Source organism: Paraburkholderia sp. GW821-FHT02A12 (assembly GCF_059422005.1).
Genome location: NZ_JBWKWA010000002.1, coordinates 1,132,832 through 1,158,947 on the forward strand (window position 1 = coordinate 1,132,832; position 26,116 = coordinate 1,158,947).

General features: G+C 56.5%; 27 protein-coding genes. 16 read left to right on the top strand and 11 right to left on the bottom strand.

Going from position 1 to position 26,116, the window contains the following annotated elements:
* The first annotated feature begins 13 nt into the window (after window positions 1–13).
* From AC07WT_RS26470 to AC07WT_RS26500, 7 genes are all read left to right on the top strand, one after another.
* Window positions 14–439: a nuclear transport factor 2 family protein gene (locus tag AC07WT_RS26470; protein WP_492596219.1), complete on the top strand. Its 426-nt coding sequence runs from the start codon at window positions 14–16 to the stop codon at window positions 437–439.
* An 85-nt stretch (window positions 440–524) separates the two neighbouring features.
* On the top strand, window positions 525–1,451 hold the full coding sequence (locus tag AC07WT_RS26475; RefSeq protein ID WP_494949204.1) for an NADP-dependent oxidoreductase: 927 nt from the start codon (window positions 525–527) through the stop codon (window positions 1,449–1,451).
* A gap of 305 nt (window positions 1,452–1,756) precedes the next feature.
* Window positions 1,757–2,569, top strand: a complete 813-nt coding sequence (locus tag AC07WT_RS26480; protein ID WP_494949205.1) for an ABC transporter ATP-binding protein — start codon at window positions 1,757–1,759, stop codon at window positions 2,567–2,569.
* A gap of 96 nt (window positions 2,570–2,665) precedes the next feature.
* Window positions 2,666–3,619: a sulfatase-like hydrolase/transferase gene (locus AC07WT_RS26485; protein ID WP_494949206.1), complete on the top strand. Its 954-nt coding sequence runs from the start codon at window positions 2,666–2,668 to the stop codon at window positions 3,617–3,619.
* Complete coding sequence (locus AC07WT_RS26490; protein ID WP_494949207.1) at window positions 3,603–4,034, top strand: hypothetical protein; 432 nt, start codon at window positions 3,603–3,605, stop codon at window positions 4,032–4,034. The genes AC07WT_RS26485 and AC07WT_RS26490 overlap by 17 nt, the downstream gene beginning before the upstream one ends.
* A gap of 16 nt (window positions 4,035–4,050) precedes the next feature.
* Window positions 4,051–5,019, top strand: a complete 969-nt coding sequence (locus AC07WT_RS26495) for a formylglycine-generating enzyme family protein (RefSeq protein ID WP_494949208.1) — start codon at window positions 4,051–4,053, stop codon at window positions 5,017–5,019.
* A 42-nt stretch (window positions 5,020–5,061) separates the two neighbouring features.
* Complete coding sequence (locus AC07WT_RS26500; protein ID WP_494949209.1) at window positions 5,062–6,564, top strand: SulP family inorganic anion transporter; 1,503 nt, start codon at window positions 5,062–5,064, stop codon at window positions 6,562–6,564.
* Between the two features lie 164 nt (window positions 6,565–6,728).
* Here AC07WT_RS26500 and AC07WT_RS26505 read toward each other — a convergent pair whose 3' ends face one another.
* Window positions 6,729–7,388 carry a TetR/AcrR family transcriptional regulator gene (locus AC07WT_RS26505; protein ID WP_494949210.1) on the bottom strand — a complete coding sequence of 220 codons (660 nt, stop codon included), beginning with the start codon at window positions 7,386–7,388 and terminating at the stop codon, window positions 6,729–6,731.
* 430 nt (window positions 7,389–7,818) lie between these two features.
* Between AC07WT_RS26505 and AC07WT_RS26510 the strand changes: the two genes are divergently transcribed.
* The 4 genes from AC07WT_RS26510 to AC07WT_RS26525 all read left to right on the top strand — a co-directional run bounded on the left by AC07WT_RS26510 (window position 7,819) and on the right by AC07WT_RS26525 (window position 10,707).
* Window positions 7,819–8,067 (top strand): hypothetical protein, encoded by a 249-nt coding sequence (locus AC07WT_RS26510; RefSeq protein WP_494949211.1) that lies wholly within the window; start codon window positions 7,819–7,821, stop codon window positions 8,065–8,067.
* 37 nt (window positions 8,068–8,104) lie between these two features.
* Complete coding sequence (locus tag AC07WT_RS26515; protein ID WP_494949212.1) at window positions 8,105–8,311, top strand: hypothetical protein; 207 nt, start codon at window positions 8,105–8,107, stop codon at window positions 8,309–8,311.
* A gap of 155 nt (window positions 8,312–8,466) precedes the next feature.
* Complete coding sequence (locus AC07WT_RS26520; RefSeq protein WP_494949213.1) at window positions 8,467–8,916, top strand: hypothetical protein; 450 nt, start codon at window positions 8,467–8,469, stop codon at window positions 8,914–8,916.
* Window positions 8,917–9,717: 801 nt separating this feature from the next.
* Window positions 9,718–10,707 (top strand): LysR family transcriptional regulator, encoded by a 990-nt coding sequence (locus AC07WT_RS26525; protein WP_494949214.1) that lies wholly within the window; start codon window positions 9,718–9,720, stop codon window positions 10,705–10,707.
* Window positions 10,708–10,865: 158 nt separating this feature from the next.
* Here AC07WT_RS26525 and AC07WT_RS26530 read toward each other — a convergent pair whose 3' ends face one another.
* The 8 genes from AC07WT_RS26530 to AC07WT_RS26565 all read right to left on the bottom strand — a co-directional run bounded on the left by AC07WT_RS26530 (window position 10,866) and on the right by AC07WT_RS26565 (window position 18,352).
* A complete protein-coding gene (locus AC07WT_RS26530; protein WP_494949215.1) occupies window positions 10,866–11,840 on the bottom strand; it encodes a glutathione S-transferase family protein in 975 nt (324 codons plus the stop codon).
* A gap of 25 nt (window positions 11,841–11,865) precedes the next feature.
* A complete protein-coding gene (locus AC07WT_RS26535; RefSeq protein WP_494949216.1) occupies window positions 11,866–12,957 on the bottom strand; it encodes a Rieske 2Fe-2S domain-containing protein in 1,092 nt (363 codons plus the stop codon).
* Between the two features lie 100 nt (window positions 12,958–13,057).
* The gene (locus AC07WT_RS26540; protein ID WP_494949217.1) at window positions 13,058–13,804 is read right to left on the bottom strand and encodes a glutathione S-transferase family protein; all 747 of its coding nucleotides are present in this window, start codon (window positions 13,802–13,804) and stop codon (window positions 13,058–13,060) included.
* A 79-nt stretch (window positions 13,805–13,883) separates the two neighbouring features.
* A complete protein-coding gene (locus tag AC07WT_RS26545) occupies window positions 13,884–14,183 on the bottom strand; it encodes a YciI family protein (RefSeq protein ID WP_494949218.1) in 300 nt (99 codons plus the stop codon).
* 13 nt (window positions 14,184–14,196) lie between these two features.
* Window positions 14,197–15,069: a dioxygenase family protein gene (locus tag AC07WT_RS26550; RefSeq protein ID WP_494949219.1), complete on the bottom strand. Its 873-nt coding sequence runs from the start codon at window positions 15,067–15,069 to the stop codon at window positions 14,197–14,199.
* A complete protein-coding gene (locus AC07WT_RS26555) occupies window positions 15,062–15,871 on the bottom strand; it encodes an alpha/beta fold hydrolase (RefSeq protein ID WP_494949220.1) in 810 nt (269 codons plus the stop codon). Before AC07WT_RS26555 ends, AC07WT_RS26550 begins: the two co-directional genes overlap by 8 nt.
* 48 nt (window positions 15,872–15,919) lie before the next feature.
* Window positions 15,920–16,876: a VOC family protein gene (locus tag AC07WT_RS26560; protein WP_494949221.1), complete on the bottom strand. Its 957-nt coding sequence runs from the start codon at window positions 16,874–16,876 to the stop codon at window positions 15,920–15,922.
* A gap of 285 nt (window positions 16,877–17,161) precedes the next feature.
* Complete coding sequence (locus AC07WT_RS26565) at window positions 17,162–18,352, bottom strand: OmpP1/FadL family transporter (protein ID WP_494949222.1); 1,191 nt, start codon at window positions 18,350–18,352, stop codon at window positions 17,162–17,164.
* Window positions 18,353–18,905: 553 nt separating this feature from the next.
* Between AC07WT_RS26565 and fdhA the strand changes: the two genes are divergently transcribed.
* The 5 genes from fdhA (at window position 18,906) to AC07WT_RS26590 (ending at window position 23,762) form a co-directional block, all read left to right on the top strand.
* On the top strand, window positions 18,906–20,099 hold the full coding sequence (gene fdhA, locus AC07WT_RS26570; RefSeq protein WP_494949223.1) for a formaldehyde dehydrogenase, glutathione-independent: 1,194 nt from the start codon (window positions 18,906–18,908) through the stop codon (window positions 20,097–20,099).
* Window positions 20,100–20,121: 22 nt separating this feature from the next.
* Window positions 20,122–20,748 carry a glutathione S-transferase family protein gene (locus AC07WT_RS26575; RefSeq protein WP_494949224.1) on the top strand — a complete coding sequence of 209 codons (627 nt, stop codon included), beginning with the start codon at window positions 20,122–20,124 and terminating at the stop codon, window positions 20,746–20,748.
* Between the two features lie 36 nt (window positions 20,749–20,784).
* Entirely contained in the window at window positions 20,785–21,411 is a 627-nt protein-coding gene (locus AC07WT_RS26580) for a glutathione S-transferase family protein (RefSeq protein ID WP_494949225.1), read from the top strand.
* A 38-nt stretch (window positions 21,412–21,449) separates the two neighbouring features.
* On the top strand, window positions 21,450–22,802 hold the full coding sequence (gor, locus tag AC07WT_RS26585) for a glutathione-disulfide reductase (RefSeq protein ID WP_494949226.1): 1,353 nt from the start codon (window positions 21,450–21,452) through the stop codon (window positions 22,800–22,802).
* Window positions 22,803–23,516: 714 nt separating this feature from the next.
* Window positions 23,517–23,762: a hypothetical protein gene (locus tag AC07WT_RS26590; protein ID WP_494949227.1), complete on the top strand. Its 246-nt coding sequence runs from the start codon at window positions 23,517–23,519 to the stop codon at window positions 23,760–23,762.
* Between the two features lie 658 nt (window positions 23,763–24,420).
* Here the strand turns inward: AC07WT_RS26590 and AC07WT_RS26595 are convergent.
* Both AC07WT_RS26595 and AC07WT_RS26600 read right to left on the bottom strand, forming a co-directional pair.
* Window positions 24,421–25,377 (bottom strand): PDR/VanB family oxidoreductase, encoded by a 957-nt coding sequence (locus AC07WT_RS26595; RefSeq protein ID WP_494949228.1) that lies wholly within the window; start codon window positions 25,375–25,377, stop codon window positions 24,421–24,423.
* Between the two features lie 134 nt (window positions 25,378–25,511).
* Entirely contained in the window at window positions 25,512–26,114 is a 603-nt protein-coding gene (locus AC07WT_RS26600; protein WP_494949229.1) for an alpha/beta hydrolase, read from the bottom strand.
* Window positions 26,115–26,116 lie beyond the last annotated feature (2 nt).

The following is a 26,116-nucleotide window of genomic DNA, read 5'->3' on the forward strand; positions in this document are numbered from 1 at the left end:
ACTGGGAAATGCCATGTCCACCGCGTCCGAACTGTTGAAACAGCACTTTGCTTCACTGGTTGACGATCACGTCCGCTGGCGCTCGCTGATCGCCGACGATATCGTGTGGGAGTTGCCGTATGCGCCGGGTCTCGGGCATCCGGCGAGCCTCATCGGACGCGCTGAGGTCATTAACCACGTGTCGTGGTTCATCGGCGCGGTATCGAATTTCCGTTTTTTCGATCTCTCGATCATGCCCGGCGCGAACGCGGATGATGCGGTCGCCCAGGTGAAGGCGAGCGCCACGATCAAGCCGACCGGTCGTGTCTATGAGCAGGAATACGTGGTGTTCCTGCAGGCTCGCGATGGAAAGATCGCGCATCTGCGCGAGTACTTCGACCCGATCAAGGCGGCAATCGCACTCGATGCGCCGATCGCCGAAATCCACGTCGGATTGTGATTCCAGCCTGAACAGTTCCCGCGCCATGTGGTGTCAGGCACAGCATGCCTGAGCGTGGCGTGATTCACACCTCATGGAGATTTTGATGAAAGCAATCCGTGTTGCCGCTTATGGTAGTCCTGAAACGCTTCAGCTAGCCGACGTGGCTGACCCGCATCCCGGCGACGATGAGGTTCTCGTCGATGTATCAGGTACGTCAGTCAATCCGGTTGACTGGAAAATCGTCAACGGCATGATGAAGGCATTTATTCCGCTGCCGTTGCCGTTCACGCCAGGTGTGGACGCATCCGGAACCGTTGTTGCGCGAGGCAAGCATGTCACGAACCTTGCTGTGGGCGACGAAGTATTCGGCTTCATTGGCATCGTCGGCGGATATGCCTCCCGTGTGGTCGCAACAGCGGACCGTTTCGCGCTCAGACCGCGGAATCTGAGCGCGCTCGAAGCGGGTGGCGTGCCTGCCGTTGCGCTGACTGCGTGGCAGGCGTTTCATGAGCACGCCAATCTCAAGGCAGGGCAACGGGTACTGATTCATGGCGCAGCGGGTGGCGTCGGCAGCGTTGCTGTGCAACTCGCGCGGATCGCGGGCGCAGAAGTGATCGGTACGTCTTCGGCACGCAATGTGGATTACGTCGAGAGTCTCGGCGCGACCAGGGTGCTGGATTATCGCAACGAAGAATTTGGACGGGCCGTATCGGATGTCGATGTCGTGCTCGATCTGATCGGTGGTGAGACCCAGGTGCGCTCGTGGGCCGTGCTTAAACAGGGAGGGGTGCTTGTCTCGACGGTCAGTGCTCCTGACGCGAAGCGCGCGCGGGAAGTCGGTGCGACGGGCAAGAACTTTGCCGCTCGCGCGGATGGTGCCCAACTGGCGGAAATTGCCGCGCTGTATGAATCAGGAGCGCTACGTCTGGAAACCGATTCAGTGTATCCGCTTTCACATGCCGGTGAGGCGATGATGAAAAGCATGACCGGGCACGTGCGCGGCAAGGTGCTGATCGATACGACGCGCTAAGGTCGGCGCGAATTGTGCGCCGCGCGAGCATGGAGGCTGCGATGCGCCGCGGCAATCTGCGACGCGCAAAAGGGTCTGTTTAGTGGCGTTTCCTGTCTTGCGCGTGGTAAACGGGGTTTGAAAAAACGCAGTTCGACGACGAGGGGTGTCGTAACGGGGCAGGGATGTCCACGCGCGCTCCGCGACGTAGAAGGCTTTCGACGTGACAACGGCGATGCCGGGAGGATTGTCAGTTGTCGCGCTGAAAAAAGCGCGGCTGAGGCAACGCAAACAAAGGACGCATCGATTGCCGCAACATCGGCGTCGTGTTCGCCTCGGGCGACGCGCAGACCGAAGCCGTCAAGGACGTGTCGATCACAGTAGAGCCGCACGAGTTCGTCTCTCTGATCGGGCCATCGGGCTGCGGCAAGTCTTCGCTCTTGAGCATCGTGGCGGGCTTCACGAAGCCGACGCGCGGCACGGCCACGCTCGACGGCGTACCCATCCGAAAGCCGGGTGCGGAGCGCGGCGTGGTGTTCCAGCAGTACTCGCTGTTTCCGTGGCTGCGCGTGCGCGAGAACGTCGAATTCGGCCTGAAGATGGCGGGCGTGTCGCGCATCAAACGTGAAGGCACGGCGCGCACGCTGCTCGGTCTCGCAGGGCTGCTCGCGTTCGAGAACCACTACCCGGATCAGCTTTCGGGTGGCATGAAACAACGCATCGGCATCGTGCGCGCGCTCGCTGCGAATCCGCAGGTCTTGCTGATGGACGAGCCGTTCGGCGCGCTCGACACGCAAACACGCACCGTCATGCAGGAGATCCTGACGAACATGTGGCAGCGCTTCCGGCTCTCGGTGTTGTTCATCACGCACGACATCGAGGAAGCCGTGTTCCTGTCCGACCGCATCTACGTCATGACGGCGCGGCCGGGTCGCATCAAGGCGGAAATTCGCGTGCCGCTGCCACGTCCGCGTACGCCCGCGATGTTCGACATGCCGGAGTTCACCGAACTGGTTCATCGGCTCAAGAGTCTGATTCGCGAGGAATCGCTCGCGGCGATGGGTTCGGAACTGGAGTCCGGCGGCGTCGAAGGTTTCAGCATGGAAATGCGCCAGAACGGCGTCGAAGAGATGTTCTGAGTCCGCCGGAAAGCGCATACCGGTATCACCACACACACCTATTCGTATCCCTAACCGGGAGCGGAGATAACGCTCTCGATCTGATGGAGTTTTGCAATGAGCAAGAAACCGAACATCCTGTTCTTCCACGTCGACAACCTGGGCATGGGTGAACTGGGCTGCTACGGCGGCGGCAAGCTGCGCGGCGCCGACACGAAGCGCATCGACGCGTTCTGCAAGGAAGGCACCAAGCTTACGCACTACGTGGTCGAACCGCAGTGCACGCCGACGCGTTCCGCTCTGATGACGGGCCGCTACCCGATCCGCTCCGGCAATCACACGATCGCGCTCGGCGGCAATGGCGGCGGTCTGGTTACGTGGGAAATCACCATTGCGGAGTTGCTGGCGAAGGGCGGCTACAAATCGTCGTGCCTCGGCAAGTGGCACATCGGGGCGGAAGACGGCCGCTTTCCGACTGATCACGGCTTCGATGAATGGTATGGCCCGCTGCGCACCTATGACGAATGCATGTGGCTGGAAGACCCGCATTACGTTCCCGAGCGCGACGGTTATTCGCACATGCACGAGGGCTTCAAGGGCAAAGGCACGAAGCCGCTGCTCGACGAACAGCTCACGATGGAAACCAAAAAGACCTGTGACCTGGAGTACCAGAAGCGCGGCATCGACTTCATGCAGCGTTGCGTGAAAAACGACGAGCCGTTCTTCCTCTACTTCAACCACTCGCTGATGCACTTCCCGATGTCGCCGCGCGACGAATTCGTCGGCAAGAGCACCAACGGCGAATGGGGCGATTGCCTGCTGATGCTCGATCACGACTTTGGCGTGCTGCTCGACGAACTCGAACGTCTGGGCGTGGCCGACGACACCATCGTGATCCTGTGCGGCGACAACGGCGCGGAAGACCATCTCGCGGGCCGCGGCACGGGCGGCTTCTTCGACGGTTCGTATTTCAGTTCGGCGGAAGGCGGCATCCGCACGCCGTTGCTCGCGCGCTGGCCGGGCCGCATTTCCGGCGGGCGTGGAGAGCAACGAGATGATTCACGTCACTGACATGTTCACGACGCTGCTGAGCTTCGCTGGCGAAGAAACACCGAGAGATCGGCTCATAGACGGCAAGGACCAGACGAAGTTCTTCCTCGGCGAACAGGAAGGGTCGAACCGCGAGTCGTGCATGGTGTGGCTCAATGACGAACTGCACGCGGTGAAGTGGAAGGACTTCAAGATCAACTTCAAGCGCCAGCAGCATTTCCATGATCCCGAGTTGCCGCTCGGTTTCGCGCGTATCACGCATCTGCAGGAAGACCCTAAGGAACGCGAGGCGGTCAATCAGCGCTACGTGCGGTGGTGGGTGATGCAGCATGCGCATCGCGTCGTGCGTGAGTTCGAGGACAGCGTGAAGCAGGAAGAGCTGATCCCGCCGGGCTCCGAGCTCGAATTCGTGCCGAAGTCGGTCTTCAACTCGTAAAGCCATGAGCGCGCCGATGACGGACGCACGACCCGTGAAGCGTGCATGCTGCTGCTCTTCCGCGAAGACCGCAGCCGAGGCTCCATCGAAGGAAACTGCCCGAACCGAAGGCATGATGCGGATCATGGGCGGCGACTTCACGATGGGTTCCGATGTTTTCTATCGCGCGGAGCGTCCGGCGCGGCCCGCCACGGCGCCGGATTTCTGGATCGACGCGCATCCGGTGACGAACGCGCAATTCAAGGCGTTCGTCGATGCGACCCACTATCTCACGATCTCGGAGCGCCAGCCCGATCCCGCGCTCTATCCGGATGCCGATCCGGCGCTGCTGTGCCCCGGATCGCTGGTGTTCACGCAGCCGCCATCCCGCGTGGGGCTGCGTGATTACCGCAATTGGTGGGCGTATGTGCCCGGCGCGAACTGGCGTCATCCGCAAGGGCCGCAGAGCGATCTCACGGGTCTCGCGGATCATCCGGTCGTGCATGTGTCGTTCGCGGATGCGAGCGCGTATGCGGCGTGGGCCGGCAAGGCGCTGCCCAATGAAGTTGAATGGGAATACGCAGCGCGCGGCGGTCTGGATGGCGCGGCGTATCCGTGGGGCGATGAGTTCGCGCCCGACGGCCGGCAAATGGCGAACACGTGGCAGGGCGAGTTTCCGTGGCAGAACACGGCATTCGACGGCTACGAGCGCACCTCGCCGGTGAGGTCGTATCCGCCCAACGGCTACGGTCTTTACGATGTCGCGGGCAACGTGTGGGAATGGACGGTCACGCGTTACGGCAACGCACCCGGCGTCGAGGAAACGAAGTCGTGCTGCATTCCGTCGTCCGCACTCGACGATCCCAATGTGCGCAACGTGGTCAAGGGCGGCTCGCATTTGTGCGCGCCGAGCTATTGCCTGCGTTATCGGCCCGCTGCACGTCAGGGCCAGACGCTCGATACGTCGACGAGTCATATCGGCTTCCGATGCATCGTACGAGCGTGATCCGTGCGCCGCATCTCACGGCTCAACAATACGAGTACTGTCATGACACATCCTGTGAGCAGGATCGATACACCGCGCGCCACGTCGCGCATTGCATTGCCCGCATCGCGCGCCGAACTGCTGCGCGAAGTGCTCGCGGGCGTGGTGACGAGCCTCGCGCTGATTCCCGAGGTCATCTCTTTCTCCTTTATTTCAGGCGTCGAACCGCGTTCAGCGTTGCTTGCGTCGGTGGTGTTGCTGATCATCCTGTCGCTGTTCGGCGGACGGTCCGCGATGGTGACCGCAGCCGCGGGTTCCGTCGCACTCGTCGTCGGTTCGATGGTTCGTGCGCATGGCGCGGGCTATATCTTTCCCGCCTTGCTGCTCGGCGGACTGATTCAGGTTGCATTCGGGCTGCTTGGCTTTGCGCGCATCACACGCTTCATTCCACGCTCGGTGATGCTCGGCTTTGTCAACGCGCTCGGTATTCTGATCTTTTGCGCGCAGATTCCGCATGTGATCGACAAACCGTTTGCGGTCTACGCGCTGTTTGCGATCGCGCTCGTGATCGTGCTGGGCGCGCCTCGTTTCACGCGCGCCGTGCCCTCGCCGCTGATCGCGATCGTGGTCGCGACAGGTCTTGCCATCGCGCTGCAATGGAGCGTGCCGACTGTGGGCGGCGACCATCCTGCGCAGGCGGATCTGCCTGGCCTCACGGCATGGACTGTGCCATTCGATATGAGCACGCTCAGGATCGTCTGGCAGACTGCGATCAGCATCGCATTCGTTGGCCTGCTCGAAACCCTGCTGACCGCGAAGCTGGTGGATGAAATCACGGAAACGCGCTCAAACAAGACGCGCGAATCGTGGGCGCTCGGGCTCGGTAATCTCTGCGCGGGCGCGTTTGGCGGCATCGCTGGTTGCGCGATGATCGGTCAGACCGTGGTGAATGTTGGCATCGGCGGCGCGCGCACGCGCGTGTCCACGCTCGCGGCCGCCTTCACGTTGTTCTTGCTCATGACCGGCCTGAGCTCGATCATGGCGCGCATCCCGATGGCCGCGCTCGCCGCGGTGATGATGATCGTCGCGATGAAGACCGTGGATTGGCACAGCCTGCGTCCTGCCACGCTCAGACGCATGCCGTTGATGGAAACCTCGGTGATGCTGGTGTCCGTCGCGTTGACCGTCTGCACGGGCAATCTTGCGATCGGCGTCGTGGGCGGCGTGCTGCCGGCGATGGTGCTGTTCGCGCGACGCGTCGCGCACGTGATCCGCACAACTCGCACCGTGTCCGCAGATGGGCAGAGCGTGCGCTATGAAGTGCATGGCCCGCTCTTCTTTTGCAGCAGCAACGACCTCGTGGACCGCTTCGACTATGCGGGCGATCCGCATGGCGTCGTGATCGACTTTTCGAAGTCCCAGATCTGGGATGCATCGATGGTCGCCGCGCTCGATTCGATTGAAATGAAATACCGGCAGCATGACATCGCTGTTCAATTCATCGGGCTCGATGAACGCAGCCGAGCGTTCCATGCGCGGCTCAGCGGGAATCTCAATGTCGACTGATCCGGCGGTGCCTGCACGCGCGAGCGAATACTCTGCCGCTTCGCCCATTGATAAGAGTCGCACCCGATATCTCCAAATATACCGGGTGTAGAACTCGTTTCTAAGCGCGATGTTCCGATTTGCGCGGCTTCAACGCTTACAGCTGGAAGCCCCGCCGCGCGTGCTCATTCGTCAGCCTTGCCGAGGCCACTCCATACGACCTTGACAGCCTTGCGGAAGGCATGCAGTTGCGAGGGGCTGTCGTCACTCCAGCGAAGGAAAATAACCAGGCCCTGGCAACTGGACACGATCAATGCACCGCGCAATTCGCGTTCTTCCATCGACAGTACCGGATTGATTTCGCCGACGAGCTTTGCAAAGAGCCTCGTGAACTGTTTCTGTATCTCTACGACGACATCGCGCGCGAACGGTTCATGCAGCGCCAATCCCCAACTCTCGAAGATCCCTGCAGGCAACCCAGGTTTGACAAACTCGGCGAAAGCGTCGTCGATGATCGCTTCGAGCCGCGCCAGCGGGGCGCGGTTTCTGTTTTCGGCAAAGCCTCGAAAGCGTTCGAAGTACCGCTTTGCGATCTCCTCGATCGTGGCGCGCAACAGCGCTTCACGGGTCGAAAAATAGTGCTGTAACGTGCTCAGGCGAATGCCCGCATCATTGGCCACGCGGTTGATCGTGTACCCTGCGTAACCCGCCGCGATCAGCACGTTGATCGATACATCGATGATCTCAGGCACCCGGCTCTCCCGATTGCCGCGCAGTCTCGTGGGTGTCGCGGTTCGTGGATCAAATATCGCTGCGGAAGTGAGGGTCAGTTTTTTCACGAGCACTCCGTTCTGAGGCGCCGACTGTCTCGCTGTTCCGCGCAAAGTTCACGTCTGGCAGCGGCCCGTGGGGTCGCGCCTGCCTTGTGCGACAACAATCAACGTTGCGGTTCTGCGCTTTCCGGGCATCGCGTTGGCGAGTTGGCGGTGCGACTGCGCGGCGGCTGCTTCGGAAATCGCTCAACTTAATAGGTTATCTAACCTGACTTAAGTATAGGTTGAAAAACCGGTTTTTGCCAAACATCGACACGCCAAATGTCCGACGAAACAACGTTTCCACGGGCCGATATCGTTTACCCCTGTCCCCCAAATTAAGAGGTTGCTTTATAGGTTATATAACCTATATTTGACGGTAAGGTAACCGACAAGACGTTGCAATGTTCCCGCCACGAATTGCCGGGACACGATGGTGGCGCCGCGGTGAGAGGAGAGCGAGATGGGTTCCGGCAAGATGTGCTTGCGATCGCTGGTCGCAAAGTGGTTTGGGCACTCTGCGGTGGTGACGGTACGCGTGATGGAGTTCAGTCGCACACCATCGGATCGAAGGCGCTACGTGCGCATCGGCGTGATGCGGCCGGACGAAGGTTTGACCATCGTTTTCTTCCGGCACGATGACGGTTCGTGGAACGTGTTCCCGGCAAAGGCGAGCACGCCGGCGATGCGCGCTTACCCGCTTGCGGCATGAGCGATGGGTCGCTGTCGGGCGATCTCGGGAGAACGGAATGAACATCCTGGAATTGGCGGCGGATGCTGGAATGCTGGTCGTACTTGACGGCAGGATCGGTCGCACCGAGTACCGAAGCGTCCATGGAACGCTCGATGCGTTTCAGCGTTTTGTTCACGTGTTGGCATCGGCACTGGCGAACAATGAGGAGTCCGATTGGTTTCAGTGTCGGGGTAGCCTGTTCGCGGAGTCTTCGTCATCTTGAAGAAATGGTGCCGGAGCGCCACCATGGAAACCTTCACGCTGACCTGGAATGCGCATCTGAGCGCTGGCCATGAAACTGGAGCGGGTGCAGAACATGTTGGTGCCGGGTCGAGTTCGCTCACACTGCGGAGTAAGCTCGATTGAATGGAGAGACTGATGAAGGTTTCCGCAATCCACGCCTGGGTGACGGCGCTTATTGCTATCGCCGCGGGGCTCCCTCCGGTCTCGTCCTACGCTTACGCGCTCGATCCGCAACTCGACTGTAGATCGAACGCACACGCGTTCATCGCCCCGCTCCTGAAGGACCAGTACATCGATCCGAAGCCGATGCGCGTCGAAGCGAACTCGGTCAACGCATTTCGACCGGTGCACGGCAGCAACCTGACGGCATTTGGCTTTCGCGTCTACGCCGTCCTCGGGTATGAACACGGTGATGCACTGTTCAAACGGGGAGATGGCCAGCCTGTTACGGACTCAGCCTATGGCGTGGTAGTGATCGGCCCCACCGAGTCAGTAGAAGCGCACGCGCGCCAGGCCGGCAGCGGCGCTGTCATCCATCAAGTAGTCCCCCTCTTGCTAACGGCCATTTTCTGTAGCGGACCGTGACGCGCTCAGCATGGGCCAAATAAAATCTGTCACTCCGGACTCTCCGTGGCAGAAGGGAATCGCCGATCGGATTGACAATTTTGCTTCCACTTCGAACGAAATAAATCCGTCACTTCGCCGCAGTCCGAATTAAATTTACCTTTGCATCGCATACCGCTGTCAGGACGCAACAAGGTTTCCGGTCTGGATATCGCACATTCCTAACGCTAGATAAGCCGTTTCGCAACGGTTATAGGATGGCGAAGGATTGTAATTTCCATTTTCGCCGCCAAACTGCCATCACGACTCTGGTGTGGCTCCATTCACAAGAGTTGGGGCTTCCACCAAACCCGGGGCGGTTCATACCGAATCAATTGCGCGAGCAGCGCTTATGAGTGACGACGTGTACGGTGTTGTGGGACTGGTCTCCAATCGCAGCGCAGGGCAAGATTCTCATGTTGCGCCCCCAATCATGGTGGCTATCCGGCAACTGGAGGAAGGAAGTACAGGGTTAAACTGGCATGGGACACCCGGGCGGGGCATCCTCGGGCGAGCCTCTATTGACGGCCTATTAGCGGCTACGTAGCATGAAATACCGCTGTGACATTGTCATTCCTCAAAGGCCTGTAAACGTCAATTCGCAGAAGGTTGCGAGAAGGCATGGCGTTGCATGTTGCATGTTGCATGTTGCATTGCAGAAAGCAGGAGAGCAACTGCCGGTGGTTATTTGCATTCTCGATTTTAAGGCCGCGTGGAGGGTACGCTTCCACAATCCCCAATCGAAAGCCGCAGGCGTCTCTCAGACCTGAAGGAGAACTGCCAATGGATTTCCACAAGTTACCCGACATCGACCTGAAGCTGCTCGTGATTTTTGACGAGATTCGAAAATGTCGTAGTCTTACGCTCGCAGCCGAGAATCTTGGTGTCACGCAATCCGCTATCAGCAAATCATTGCAGCGTCTCCGTCGGCATCTGGGTGACACGCTATTCGTCAGATCACCGAATGGTATGGAGGCAACGCCTAGGGCCAAGGCCTTGGAAGCTCCAATAGCTGATGTGCTGCGGACATACTACGAGCGCATTGCCATCGTACCGCCTTTCGATCCTGCCTCATCCGACCGCATATTTACGATCCATGCATCGGACTTGGGCATGTCAGTTTTTTTGCCAATCCTGGTACCTGAACTGAGGCGACGGGCACCCCACGCTCGCATAACGGGAACTACTGGAAATCAACGCGAGGTTCTTGAGGGACTTGAGGTCGGGGACATCGATCTATCCCTGGGTGCCTTTTCTTCGTTGTCAGAGAGTGGAATCTATCAGCAACGCCTATTTGTGGAACAGTACATCTGCCTTGTCCGCCGTGGCCATCCCGTGTGCGCCGCGCCGGTCTTCGATACCGATCTGTTTCAGCAGCAAACCCACATCATTGTCGCGAGCGGCAAGTCCGGACACATCCATGGACGAGCAGAAACGCTTTTACTCGATGAAATACTGCCGTCGAACGTCGCCGTGAGAGTTCCAAGCTTTGTGCTCGCTGCGATGCTGTCGCGCCATACGGATCACGTCCTTACCGTTCCATCGGCTGCCGCCATCGCATTGGCACCAGAATTTGATCTGGAGTGCTTACCCTGCCCGTTGAATTTGCCGGAATTTACTGTTCTGCAATATTGGCACGAGAGATTTTCACACGATCCCGCCTGTCAATGGCTGCGTACCTTCATCCACGATGTCTTCGACATCCCCGATTCCGTCATGGAACGTATCAAGTATCGCCGCGATTTCCCGCCTCTTCCACGTTCATCGGGGTAAGCAACGCAGTCTGTGGACATTCCTACATCTGGAAAACCATCCGACTTGAACGACGGACGGGAACATAACCGTTCAGTTCTATAACGCCGGGAATTAGTGCCGCGGCTGGTCACTTCCGCACGACGTACCGCCTGACTCTCATGTGCTTGACGAACGTCTCAAGCTTTGCCGACGTTGCGTTCGTGAGGTGCATCGAATAGCGAAAAATCCGGCCCGACCGGAACGATTCCAGTTGGATTGAGCGTAGGGTGACTACGATAGTAATGGTTCTTTATGTGCTCAAAGTTAACGGTGCTAGCGATACCGGGGAATTGATATAGTTCTCTAACGTAACCCAACAAATTCGGATAATCAACAATTCGCCGGACATTACACTTGAAGTGGCTATAGTAGACGAGGTCGAAACGGATCAACGTCGCAAACAGGCGCCAGTCGGCTTCGGTCAAACGATCTCCGCATAAATAACGATTTCCGGCTAACCGCCGCTCCAGAAGATCAAGGGTATGGAAAAGGCCAATCACCGCTTCTTCATATTGTTCCTGCGTTATCGCGAAGCCTGCGCGGTAGACGCCGTTATTGACTGTGCTATAGATCAAATTGTTGATTGAGTCGATATCTTGACGCAGCGCTCGCGGATAAAAGTCGATTTCCGGATGGCGTGCCATCGAATTGAATGCAGAGTTAAGCATTCGCATGATCTCGGTGGATTCATTGTTCACGATGGTACGAGTCTCTTTGTCGAACAAGACAGGAACAGTGACCCTGCCCGTGTAGTCGGCCTGTACAGCGCTGTATATTTGGTGTAGATGATCGGCGCCAAAGATCGGATCGTGGTCGCCGTCTGCGAATTCAGCAAAGGTCCAGCCGTTCGTGCCGACCTGTGGCGCAACTGACGACAGCGAGATGACGTCGTCCAAGCCCTTGACCATTACCGTGATCGTAGTTCGGTGCGACCACGGACATGCGTGCGATAGATAAAGATGGTAGCGGTTGGGTTCGGGAAAATACACTGCGCCCCGTTCTTTCGAGATTGTGTTACGAAAGGTAGCTTGAGTTCGCACAAACTCGCCGCGAGGCCCAACGCGCGCTGCTGCATCGTCGGGCTCCCATACGCCTTCTATAAGCATTCCCATCCGCTTCTCCGCTTGGGTTCAAACTTTAGTTCGCAACAGGAACGATAGGCACAGCACGTACCACTGCCTGATCATTCCTGATCAACTTCTCGAAAATGCGGCGTGCTCGTGTCTGATGGCTATCGCTCATTGCCAGGACTTCCCTGGGACGGCGATCACCGAGGCCCACGAGCATTTCCTCAAGGGCAGTGAGACCCGCTTTGTCTTCCTCGATTACCGCGCTCATCGCATGGTTGAACACCTCGGTCGTGGCCTCACTCTTCGCGAAGTCGCGTGCAATTGCGAAATGGTAGTGCGTAGTATGCCTTCGCCCTGGCGTTACGCCGTGGTAAATTGCCAGCCGTCCGAGCAGTTCACCGGGCTGATCGTCGAAGCTGGGTTTGCGGAACTCGTCCATTCCGCAGTGCAGACCAGGCATCAAAAACTTCAACGTGATCGTGCGATCGATGTTGCCTTTATAGCCGAGAAACGAGGTGAAGACTTCGGGGCAGGGATAGTTCTTGATGACACGCTTGCTTGCTGCCCAGTTATCGCCTTCTTCGTGGGTTTCAGGTGTTGAAGCAACTGAATCGCTACCATTGCCGATGGTGGCGCTGTGCAGAACCGATATGTGTGTGAGGTCGAGGAGATTGTCGTGCAGTAACTGGTGACGACACGCGACTTCGTTATAGACCACTACGTTTGAAATATAAGCAGGGTCGGTCAGACCGATTTCTTTGTGGTCCGGTATCATGGATTCGTCAGCGAGAACCGGATCTCCCATCCAGATCCACAGCCAGTTCCATCGTTCGACGAGTGGATAAGCTTTGATGCGGCAAGCCGTCGGAATCTTTTCCTGGGCCGGAATATGAATACAGGTACCGGTCGAATTGTAGGTAAAACCATGGTAGGCACACTGGATATTGTCGCCATGAAGGTTGCTTTTACTGAGCGGAAAATTCCGGTGCGCGCAACGACCTTCCAGCGCCACTGCGTCGCCGGCGACCGTGCGATAGAACACAACTGGCTCGTCCAGAATCCATCTCTCCAGAAGTTGTTCTCTTCCGACATCGCGTGAAAAAGCGGCGATGTACCACTGATTGCGGGCTGCATAAATGTCGTCTTGAAATGGGTACATGTCTCGTCTCCTATGTCCTGCAAAGATTCTGCGCTCTACGCACCTGCGGCGTGTCTCTGTTTCACGGTATGTCTACACGGCTTCAGATATTCCGGCTGTCCTAGATCGCTCCGACCCAGGCGCGGCGGATTCGGGCCGCGTCAAAGCTGGGTCGGGCGACCATGCGTTCGTAGTACGCGGATAGGAACGGAAAGTTGGAAAATAGATCACTCAATTTGAGCATATCCAGTCTCGCCAACGTCACGGTCCAGATTACATCAGCGATGGAATACGTCTCTGAACCAATGAAAGTTTTCGAGGCCAGAATGGCGTTCAGATTTGAGAATGTCGTATCAAGTTCGGCAAGCGCAGCAGCGGTGCCTTCGCTGTCTACTGAAGCATTGCGCAGGGCGGAAACCCGCTCGTACAGCGCAGAATAGATATCAGCGAGGTCAGGATGGCGCACTTTGTTTTCGACGATCCGGGCGAGGCGGCTCGCAAGCAATTCGTCCCCGCGCGGAATGCCGCCGCGGCTGTAACTGACTGCGTGCAAGGGGAATGCATCTGCGATTTTTACCCATCGTTCCGCCTCGGCTCTCTGTTGTGGGTCTTGTGGTAACCCGCTTTCGAAGCGATCAGCCAGATAGTGCATGATTTTTGCTGAATCTGTTACGACCAGCTCCCCGTCGCAGAGCGTGGGTACGACACCCCGCGGATTGATACGTACGTACCATGGCTCCAGATTTTCGAGTGCGAGCCCGATATCCACGATCCGCTCGTCATAGGGGACGCCCAGTTCAGCGAGGCACAATCGTACCTTCATTGAGCAAATGGACATCGGGAAATGGTAGAGTGTAATTTGACTCATTTGAACCGCTCTCCGGCGTATCCTTCAGTTATGCAGATGGCTTAAGCTATTCGAAACCCTGTAGCCCCCAAGCCACGCCTTACTTTTCACCCGGCCTGCCGGTGACCCAGTTCCATGCATCGATCTGTACATCTGCGAAAAGCCCAGCCTTGCGATAGGGATCTTCCATCGAGAATTGCTCAACTACTTCTCGGGTCTCCGCTTCCACGACGAGGAGGGATCCCGTCATCGTGCGGCCGTCGCGCGCAAGAAGAGGTCCGGCCAATACGAGCATGACATTCTCATGGGGCCCGTGAATATAATCCCGGTGGCCCGGGCGCGTTTTCAAGCGAAGATCCTCTGCGCCGGGCCGATCACGCCCGACAATGACGAAATGCATCTTCTTCTCCGTATCAGGTGAGAGCGGGCTCCAGAACGAAGCAAAAATCAAGAGTAAAGAAATGGCGATCCATCGATCTGCCGTCCGGAGCTATTCCGGGGGACCGACTTTCGTAGTTTCCGATGCACGAACTTCGCACACCAAAAACAGCGTCTGCGTCGAGGTACGGATCGCCGTTAGCAAAGACGTGCGTGACAAGCGTGTCGAATCCTTCCATTTTGATCCTGAAATGAACATGAGCGGGTCGCATCGAAGATTGCTTTGTTGCGCGAATCATCTCGCCGACCGTTCCATCTGTGGGAATCGGATAGCTTTTCGGAAGAACCGACCAGAATCCAATGCGACCATCAGCATCGGTTTCGAGTACCGCCCTCATACGGGAATTCCCAACTGTCCAGTTCGCGTCCTGTACGTCGTATTGGCCTTCTGCATCTGCATGCCAGACATCCACGACTGCCCCTGCAACGGGGGCCCCGGCCGATAGAACGCGTGCCGAAACATAAAGCGGGTCGCCGGTGGAACCCCTGGCGATATCACTGTTCAGGCCAGCGACCTTAGGTGCTTCTTCCACATGGAACGGGCCAAATACCGTCTGTTCGCTCACGCCCTCCGCTCGGGTATGACTCTGCGTGACCACGAGCTGAGATAGACCAAGCGTGTCGGACAGGAGGACAAACTCCTGTCGGGCATTGCTGCAGAGCTGTCCTGTCCTTGTGAGAAATTCGATGCCAGTCGTCCATTCCGGCTCGGTCAATTTGACTTCACGAGCGAAATCGTGAAGATGCTGCACCAGCACGGTTAGGATTTCGCGAAGCCGTAAATCGGGGGCACTTGCAATCCGTCGGTGCACCTCGGCTGTGATGTTGTATTCATTGAGGTCAAGCATCTTTACCGGTCCCTAATTGAAGCGGCGGAGCGAGCGGTTCTTGGGCCAGGCGGTTGCTAACGAAGCGTTCCATTGCGGCGATAGTCTCGGCAGGCGCCTCGTAAAGGGGATAATGACTGGCGCCCCGTATAACCTGAATTTCGACCTGTTTGAAGAAAGTTGCCGTGGTTTCCCGAGCAGCCTGTTCGGAACACGCGGGATCAAATTCGCCGACCATCGCGAGAACCGGATGTGGAAGTTCCTTGACCTGTTCACGGATATCGGTACGACTCGCGTCACTTGCGTAGCCTGTGAAAGCTGCGGGACTGATTTCGGCGAAGGTTGCCGCGACCAATGCATGCGCGAAGGCATCGGAACACCGATTTGCAGTCCCCCCTTTGACAATCTGCTGACGTTTCTCCGCCGATGTGGCAGCTTCCGCCATGAGTGCAGCACGCGCTGGATCGGATACCGAGCCTTTTGCACTGACCCCAGCGATGGACAGGATGGCGGACGTGCGATGCGGCATGGCGATCGCGAGCATTTGCGCTACGAGCGCACCCAATGAATGGCCGCCTACCGCGATGTTCTTCCACCCGAGGAATTCCACCAGCCTGCAGGCGTCTACGACCGCTTCCCGAAGCGTGAATAGCCCCTCCATCCGTTTCGAGCAGCCGTAGCCACGATAGTCAACAGCGGCATACTGAAAGCGCTCGAGGTCCGCATACTTCAGCATGGCATCGAACGCATCCTTGGTTCCCATCAAACCGGGAAAGAGTAATACCTTTTGTGTGCCGATGCCGACCAGCTTGAACGATTTCATTGAAGTATCTCCTTGTTTTCTGATTTACCCATGGCGCGTTTGCCTGTCTCAGACATGGATTGGATCGTCCCGCTCCATGAGCGCGAGTACTTCATCGCGTGATGGCGCGAGTTCCGGAGACATCTTCAGTTCCGTTCCGAGTCGAGCTTCCTCCTCGTCCATTTTGAAGCCGAGTGATTTAGTTGCTTCGAACATGATGCCGCCCGGTGTACGCACGTATACGGACTCGAAGTAACCACGGTTCTTTCGGTCGGAGAAGTCAGTGAATCCCATACTCTCGGATTCGAATTTGATGCGCGACTGGGTGTCGTAGTCAGCAACATCGAACGCGCCGTGATGAACGATCCCCTGGCCAAGGGTCCAGCTCCCTTGTCTGAGGTCTGGAGCGTGCAGAATGTCGAGACGCTTACCGGCACCTCCTTCCTGCGTCTCATAGCGCGTAAAATTCCCGTCGCTCATCGTCGCCCTGAAATTCCAGGCGGCCTTGAGAAAAACCTCCATGTCCTCGAGCTCGCGCACGGTAGCAGTCCAGTTATGAAAGCCGCGTACCGCGTATCGTTCGGGCACGTAATCCGATTTCCAAGGGGTGCGGAGATCTGTTTCGTCTTCTACAATTTCGAAATCGATGCCGGCATGAACGACACGGATATACTTCTCGCCGAAGCGCTCGGATTCACTCGAAATTTCGACGTTGTTCTTCCTGAAATGTTCACGCCAGAAGTCTAGCGCGCCCGGCGGCACCGAATAGGCGATCGCGGTGAATTGGCCCGACCCTTTTCGACCGGTGAGGCCGGTACGAAGCATCGGGAAGGTGGTCATGACGGTTCCGGGTGTACCAACTTCGTCGGAGAAGTACAAGTGGTAAATCGGAATGCGTCCATCATAAAAGAGAGTGCGCTTGATGAATCGCTGGCCGATGACCTTCACAAAGAAGTCAACATCGGCCTGAGCTGATGAGGTGCAGAGGGTAATGTGATGCAGCCCTCTAATAGAATCGTCTTTCATGTTATCTCCTTGAGTTGGATCTATGCTTTTCACGGCGTCACCGCGAACCTGGGGCGCCAGCGCAGCCGTTACACCGCATGAGGAAAGTATGGTGTGTCCCCCGCGTGGCGGCTATAGCCTCTCGGCAATAGGCGAAATGCCAAAGTGGAATGTCGGCGGTCCGGCAGCGTAACGACGCAAGGACTCGTCGGTCGAATTAACCCTTCACGCCAGATAACCACTGGTTGGTCCTTCAGAACACCTATATGCTCGACCGTCCGACAAAAAAATACGGCCTCAATAGTGCTAAAACCTGTGGCCATAAGTGATGCCGATGACTTCCGTCGTTGTTTTAACGTTGAACCCTTCGCTCGCGCCAGTTCCGTGAATATTGACGGGAAAGCCGTATTCAAAAAGTGCGCTGACTTCGTCTTTATTGTTCAGCCGATATGTGAAACCCGTAGACACCGTCTTTCCATTGTTGATAGGGGTAAGGAAGTTTCGCGCGACGACGTTGGAGTTGAACGTCGGGTTCGTGTAACTGAATCCAGCACGAATAGTCCAGCGGCGGCCGATATCATACGAAGCGCCGATCCTGAACACGTCCTGGTCCTTCCACGAAAACGTTTGTGCGGATCCCAAAATCGTCTTCGACCAGGAAATATGAAGCCAGTCCGCAGCAAGTTTGACCGCGGGAACGGGTTCATACGACACGCCGATGCCATATTCAGGGGGTACGTCTATCCTGCCACCTCCAGCGGCCAGAATGTCTTTGTCGTAGCCTGCAAGCCGTCCCATCCGGATCGTCGTCGCAATCATCGCGCCTAGCGTGAAGTTCGGCACTGGCTTCCACAGGTAGCCGATTCGACCGCCGTAGCCAAATGCTCCAGACACACCATGCGACGGCAGTGTGGTCAGGCCACCCCTTTCGTTCGGTAAAATGATACCGTCTGCGGAGAATCGCTCGTATGCCAGAACGATGCTCAAACCGATAATGTTTTGTTCGTTAAACTTATAGGTCACAGTCGGCGCCGCAGCCATGGCCTGAAGACTCGATTTGGCGGTCTGTGCGCCGGGGATGGACAAGGCTGGACTTCCATAGTTAGCGGCCAGGCCCACGCCGAACAGCGATACGCCGAATGTGACACGCGAATTAATCTGCAGGTTGAATCCACCCTCGGGAACGGCAGACACGCCACCGGAATGAAGGTGATTGTTGGCAGATCCATATTCATAGTCGATCTGCGGCTCGATGCCCTGAAGCCCGAAGTCGAAACGACTTCCCACGACTCCCATTCCCGCAGGATTGTTCGCCGCGGACACACTATCCTGGGGTAGGGCGATTGAAACACCTCCCATTCCGCCCGCGATCACGCCGAAGCTACTTAACTGTGCGCCGTCCACCGCGAATGATGGAGTGGCACCCCAGGAAAATACCGCAATCGCAACGGCTTTCAGGGCGAACGTCGAGCTACACGTTTTTCGGATGTTTGTCATCACGTCTCCTCCTCGGGGTATGGAATCAGGGACCCCTTTTGTTGATTTATGTTTTAGCTTTTTGCCTTCGACATCCCTTATTCCCGGCCTCCTTTCCGGGCTCCGGAACAGGCTCATGGCTTACTGTTCCATGAAGCTGGATCGGTCGTACGGCTCCTTCTCTGTGACCGTCACGTCGGCGCAGATGTCTCTCCGAGCGCGGTTACCGGGGATGCCGGTTTCCGTGCGTGCATCCTGCGGGTACCTGAGATTGGCGTCCATTCCCAAAGTGGCATGTCGGGTATTCCTGGTAGTCAGGTGAGGACCAGTCGTCGACCCATTGATCTGTTGGACCAATATCCGGCACGGGCATCAGCAACATTCCCGAGAGGGGATAGCCGTTCGCATGGCTAAGCGCTCTAATATCGCCACGTGCTCTCAACGTAGGACTGGCGGTTTCGTCAAAAGAGATCCGCGACCGAGTTCAGGCATCTTTCGATGTTGCGAGGAATTTTTCCAACATGATCGGTGGCTTGAATATGCTGGGAAAACGGAAACCATTACGGAGACGGAAATGACATCAAACAAAGGCGTTGTCTACGCTGGCAACGGGCGAGTGGAGGTGCGGACGATACCGTTCCCGAGGCTGGAGAGTCCGCGCGGTAAGAAAATCAATCACGGTGTAATTTTGCGTGTCGTTTCGACGAACATTTGCGGTTCGGATCAGCATATGGTTCGCGGAAGAACAACCGCTTCGGTCGGCCTCGTTCTCGGACACGAGATTACCGGAGAGGTCATCGAGATCGGTTCCGATGTCGAAACAATAGCGGTAGGTGACCTGGTTTCCGTCCCCTTCAACGTGGCATGCGGGCGCTGTCCGATGTGCAAGCAACGTAATACGGGCGTTTGTCTAACCGTCAACCCGGCGCGAGCTGGAGGTGCCTATGGCTATGTGGACATGGGTAACTGGATTGGTGGCCAGGCCGAGTACGTGATGATCCCTTATGCGGACTTCAATTTGTTGAAGTTTCCGGATAAGGATCAGGCGATGAGCAAGATACGCGATCTGACCTGTCTTTCCGACATACTTCCTACCGGATATCACGGAGCCGTGACGGCTGGAGTGGTGCCAGGAACGACAGTCTATATCGCGGGTGCTGGCCCAGTGGGCATGGCGGCGGCAGCGTCATCACGGTTACTGGGCTCTGCCGCTGTCATCGTCGGTGACGTCAACAAAGCTCGTCTTGAACATGCGAGGAGAATGGGCTTTGAGACCGTGGATTTATCGAAGAATACACCGCTGGTAGATCAGATCGAAGACGTGCTGGGCCAACGGGAAGTTGATTGCGCAATCGACTGCGTGGGTTTCGAGGCGCGTGGTCATGGTGTATCAGGATCGGCCCATGAAGCCCCCGCCACAGTGCTGAACTCACTCATGGAAGTAACGCGTGCCGCGGGCAGCATTGGCATTCCTGGCCTTTACGTCACCGGCGATCCGGGCGCTGTCGATGAAGCTGCGAAGGAGGGTAGCCTGAGCGTAAGACTCGGTCTGGGTTGGGCGAAGTCCCACAGTTTCTTCACTGGGCAGACGCCTGTTATGAAGTACAACAGGCAGTTAATGCAAGCCATCCTTTGGAACCGGATCAATATCGCGGAAGTTGTGAATGTGCAGGTAATTGCACTTGATCAGGCTCCGGCCGGATATCACGAATTTGATGCCGGCGCCGCAAAGAAGTTCGTGCTTGATCCGCATGGATTGCTGGCCTGACGGGCGCATTAAGGAGCGGACAATGTTAACAATATGGGGCCGGGCTAATTCGGTGAATGTGCAGAAGGTGCTGTGGCTTTGCGAAGAACTGTCTTTGCCATTCGATCGGATCGATGCAGGCATGCAACATGGCCGTAACAAGGATTCTGATTACCTTGTGATGAATCCGAACGGTCGGGTCCCCACATTGGTCGACGAAGACTTTGTACTGTGGGAGTCCAACTCAATCTTGCGTTATCTGGCACTTCAATACGGAAGCGATACAGATTTGTATTCGAACTCACCGCCGGTGCGCGCCAGCATTGATCGGTGGCTTGACTGGACGCTATCCACGCTCGCGCCGGCCGAGAGGACAGTATTCGTGGCACTCGTGCGGACTCCTGCAGAGCAGCGCGATCCTGCCACGCTAGAGGCTGACTTCCGTTCGGTCGGCGTGCATTGGGCCATGCTGGACAAACACCTGGCATCGCGGCAGTGGATCGAGGGTGATCATTTCTCGATAGGCGATATCGCCCTTGGCACATATGCACGACGTTGGTTCGGTCTCGAAGGTGTGGCACGGCCGGATCTACCGGCGCTGGCGTCTTGGTACGAGCGCATCGCAACGAGCGCGGGATTCCGACGCCATATCGCTGTGCCATTGAGCTAACCAACGCCGGCCCATAAGCGACGAGGTGCAAGCAACATGACAATTACGCTTTATGCCTGGAATACACCCAATGCCCGTAAGATCAGCGTCGCCCTGGAAGAGATGGCAGTGCCCTACGTCGTAGAGCCCGTCGATATTACAAAGGGACGGCAACACTCGCCTGAGTTTTTGAAGATCAGCCCGAACAACAAGATTCCCGCCATTGTAGATCCACACAGCGCGGATGGAAAACCTATTAGCGTATTCGAATCCGGTGCGATCCTCCTTTATCTGGCTGAAAAATCCGGGCAATTCTTGCCTTCTGATGTGCGTAAGCGTATTTCGGTTCTGGAATGGTTGATGTGGCAGGTGGGCGGTTTTGGCCCTATGCCGGGGCAGGTGCACCACTTTCTCGGTCTTACGGACGAAGTTAATCGCCGATACGGTTTGAAGCGCTTCAGTGACGAAACCCGTCGACTTTACGGGGTGCTCGATCTGCAATTAGGCCGATCAGAGTTTATTGCAGGAGATCTGTCGATTGCGGACTTCGCCGTGCTGGGCTGGGCGTGGCGCCACGAGCGGCATCAAGTCAACCTTCTGGACTTCCCTCAAGTGGACCGCTGGTACAGCAGTCTTATGGCCCGGCCACGTGTCCAGCGTGGGTTTGAGATCGAACTGACCTAAGGCATCAATCAAGTCTTGGAAACGCGAGAACCAAAGAGATGAATTTCGACTATGACTTGTTCGTTATCGGCGCCGGATCTGGTGGCGTGCGCTTAAGCCGCATGGCTGCCGCCTACGGAGCGCGTGTAGCGATCGCCGAAGAGAGTCGGGTAGGCGGTACGTGTGTTATACGGGGATGCGTGCCGAAGAAGCTGTTGGTTTATGCGTCGCATTACAAGGAAGAATTGGAAGATGCGGCGGGCTACGGTTGGCACTTTGAACCCGGCACTTTCTCGTGGGGTAAGCTGATCGAGAGAAAGGGTCTCGAAATTGACCGCCTCAATAGCGTCTATCTGAATCTCCTTGCGAACTCGGGCGTTTCGCTCTTTGATGGGCGCGCCACTGTCAGTGGCAGCAATCACGTGGAAATCGGTGGCGGGCGGATTAGCGCGCGACATATTGTTGTTGCGACAGGATCACGACCAGTTATGCCCGACATCCCGGGAATCGAGTATGCAATCAGTTCGAACGAAGCGTTGGATCTTCCAAAGTTTCCGGAACGGATTGCGATAGTGGGAGGCGGGTACATTGGCCTTGAGCTCGCTGGCATATTCAATGGCTTGGGCGCGCACGTCGATGTGCTTTACCGCGGTGCTCAAATCTTGCGCGGTTTCGATGACGACGTCCGCGACACACTGGCCTTAGAAATGAAAAAGAAAGGCGTCGTGATTCGTACCCGCACTGAAGTTTCTGCGCTGGAGAAAATCTCGGAGGATGCAGTGAGGATCATCCTCGCGAATGGCACCTACAGTGACTACAATGCTGTTTTGTATGCGACCGGACGCGCTCCGAATACGCAAGGGCTGGGCCTTGAAGACGTTGGCGTAGCCTTGAAAGGAAATGGGGCAGTCATGGTTGATGAATGGTCAAGGACAAGCATCGACTCGATTTATGCAATCGGGGACGTGACCGACCGGATTCAGTTGACACCGGTTGCTATCCGTGAGGGCGCGACGCTGGCGACGACGCTGTTCAGCGATTCACCAACGTCGCCTACCGAATACGATACGGTGCCGTCGGCAGTATTCAGTCAGCCCGAGGTGGCGACGGTTGGATTGGCAGAAGCAGACGCCCGAAAGAAATATGCTGAGGTGGATATTTACCGTTCCTCTTTCAGACCGTTGCGTCATACGTTGTCGGAGCGTGACGAAAAGACTTTCATGAAACTGGTGGTCGACAGGGCCACGCAGCGGATCCTCGGCGCGCACATGGTAGGACGCGACGCGGCTGAGATCATTCAAGGCGTAGCTATCGCCGTTGGAATGGGCGCTACGAAGGCCCAATTTGACTCCACGCTTGGTGTTCATCCTACCGCTGCTGAAGAATTTGTCACCATGCGTGTCTCAGGATGAGAGGTCGTAACGCTATCCGATCGACACTGCTTCGGATTTGCAGCTTCAGCAGTCCGATGTCATTGTGAGGTTACTGCGCTTTCGCGTTTGGCGCGTTTGTTCATCCGGAGCCGTCGATTAGTTGAGTTTGGCGCGAAGCAGAGCTGCATCTTTCTATGCTTCGGCACCGAGAGTAGCCGGTCCCGTTATATGCGTTATGCGAGCCGGATGTATTGCATTCGGGCGCGTGCTTGTATAGTACGAAGTAGCCTTGATCGGTCAAAGAACTGCGCTGTGTGTGTTACTTGCAATAGAGCTTCTTCTGTGTAAGCGAGCAATGAAACAGGCGTTTCGTGGCGCGATGTTTATCATCGCAGCAGCGAAGCATCCTGGTCGTCAGCTGTGTGGTAGCGCAATAACGCTTCGCGCAGTACGGGTACTTAATAGCTCGGGACGGTGCAGGTCGGGTTACCGGTTTATGTTTCGAAATGGTTTGCGACGATTCTTGCGACGAAAGCATTGTCGATGAAATGCCATTTGGTCCTGCATGAAAATAGATCTTCCTGGGTACTGAATTAGGAATTCGTAGAACTGCGAAGATCGTTGCCGTTAACTCGTTGGATTGCCGCGGTATCCATTACGCGAATTATAAAGTTCCTTGTGGTTGGCTCTTTGTCTTCGCGAGTGCGTAAGGGCGCGGCCGAACCAATCGGAACGGGGTTGAAGGAGAAGTGGATGAGAGCGGAAAAATCCTTGCGTTTGCTGATTGAAAAATGGCTGAGTCCAACTTTGGCGACGCCGATTCGCGTAATGCGATTCAGTCACGCACGCCCTAACCTGAGGCGCTATGTATGCGTTGAGGCGCAGCGGCCGGAAGGCGCGGTTGCTCTCTTTTTCTTCCGGCACGATGACGGCTGGTGGTACGTGTTCCCGCCCGAGACGGGCCGTTTGACAATAAGCGCTTACCCACATATCGGTTGATTGGTATATCCGGATGAGGCGAATCCCGGCGAACGGGTCCTAGAAACTACAGAAGATCACTTCGATGGACCAGTCAGAATAGTGACGGTGAAAGAGTCGAGGGAACTGGAAACATGGGCCTGCGCGTCGAAATAATCGAAGCGGGGTTGAGTAGCGTTTCCTGTCATCTAAAAAAAGCGGCTACCGTAGACCGTCTGTAGAGCTACCTCGAAGGCGGTCTGTCGGTTGCCGAAACCGATCCTGCGTGCTTCGGCGCCGGCACCAAGATAACGTTTCCGATACTGCCGGCCTGGCAGCGTAACCCTATGCTAGGCAAAGGGCGTCGAGGCTTGTGTCTCCTAGGCCTTCCGATCCACTCTTCACGCATTTTCATAGCAACAATGTCCGCGAGGTTGTGGACATTGTCAATAACGTGGTCAGCTCCGGCCAGAGCCTCTTCTTTGCGATACGGGCGGCGGTCGAGGTTTGGTGAGGTAAAGATCGAATCCAGATTGTCGCGTCTCCGCTGGCATCAGTGCAATGCAGCGTTGAGACAGATTGCTTCTGTTGGTTTCTGCGGCGCCGTTAATCACTCGAGGTGCTGCCCCGCTGGCAACGTTCAGTTCGACGGTTTTCATGCGAGCCTTGCTGACCATGTAGACAGCGTTTCAACAACCACCTACAGATCGAGGACGAGCAAGGGACTTCGGGCACGCGAGCAGCATGGCGTAAATTGATTATTCTTCGCTCTTTCTTCTTCTGTCATGTAGAGATCACGGTGTTCCGGTTCACCTTCAAGTACCCGCGTCAAACACGTGCCACATACGCCTTGTTCACATGATATTGGAATTTCTATACCGTGCCGGGCAAGCACGGCGGTGACCGGTTCGTCCGCCGGGATCGAAACGACCAAACCCGTGCTTGCAATCTTTACAGAAAAACTTAGATCAGCAGACTTGTCGGCTGCACCAGCGGTGAAATATTCGGTATGGATTCTGTCGTCGAGCCAGCCGCTAGCCTTCGCGGTTCCGGTGACCCAACTGATAAAGCCCGCTGGACCACAAACGTAGATATGGGCATTGTCGGATGCTTCCGCGAGCAGCGGTGCCAAGGCTAGCCTCTGTGAAGGGTGACCATCGTCGAAGTGGAAACGTACTCTTTCGGAGAACGCCGCGGCCATGATGCGGCGCTGAAAAGCCGTATGCGCGGGCGAGCGCGTGCAGTAGTGCATCTCGAAGTCCGCGCCGGTATTCGCCAGGCGCTCGGCCATGCACAATAACGGTGTAACGCCGATTCCACCGGCAAAAAGGAGAGTCCGTTTGGCGCGTACCAGTTGAAAATGGTTTCGCGGCTCGCTGATTTGAATGACATCGCCCCTGTTGACCTCATCGTGCATGGCGACAGAGCCACCACGCGACTTGGCGTCGCGCAAGACGCTAATCAGATAGCGCGTCGTTTCGTCAGGATGATTGCACAGCGAATACTGCCGGATTACGCCCGGTTTCACATAAACATCGATGTGCGACCCCGCAGAAAACGAAGGCAGCAAACTGCCATCCTCGGAAGACAGCTCAAAGCTGACAATGCCTTCAGCCTCAATTGTCTTATTTGTCACTCTTACATGTAGCAGTTGCATGGACTTTACTTCTCGTGGAATTGAACAATACCGATTGCATGCACGAGGTCCGTATCCGGTGGCTGAGGAAGCTGATATTTTGTGGCCGGATGCGCCATCGGCATGCGTTTTATGACCGTGAGCACTGGGCGTAGTTACATGAACAGAGCTCGCGCTGCTGTGTATTCGGACTTCCGAACGTAGTGCTCGTCCTCCTCGAAAGTTTCCAGTATTGTATTGGCGCCGCGCTGCGCGAAATGGGCGACTGTTTCCCTGACACGCTTTAGCGGTACAAATGGATCTCGCGTCGCAACTGAGAACAACATTGGCATCTCGGAGAGGGAAGTATCTTCCTCCCAATTGCAACCCCATGGACCGATCCGTCCGCCCGAAAACGCAATGAGCCCCTTGACTTTGCGCATTCTACCCACGTATTCCGCAGCGAGAGCAGCTCCTTGGGAGAAGCCAGCTAAAATGATCTGATCCGTCGAGAGGCCGGTTTCGATGATTTTTTCGATCACTGCGTCAATGTGGGAGATACTAGAGGAGAGCCAGGGTTCGTTATGCTGAATATTGGCGAGGAAGCTGTCAGGATACCAACAGCGCTTGGGAGCTGAGGGTAAGGCCAGCAATGTGTTCGTATTCGGTAACGGCTGCGCAATCGCAAACGTGGCCGCTTGCGATTGATTTCGACCATGCAAAAATATCAAGGCTTGGGTGATGGAGCTTTTTGGCGGATGCCACGTCGTTTCATACATGG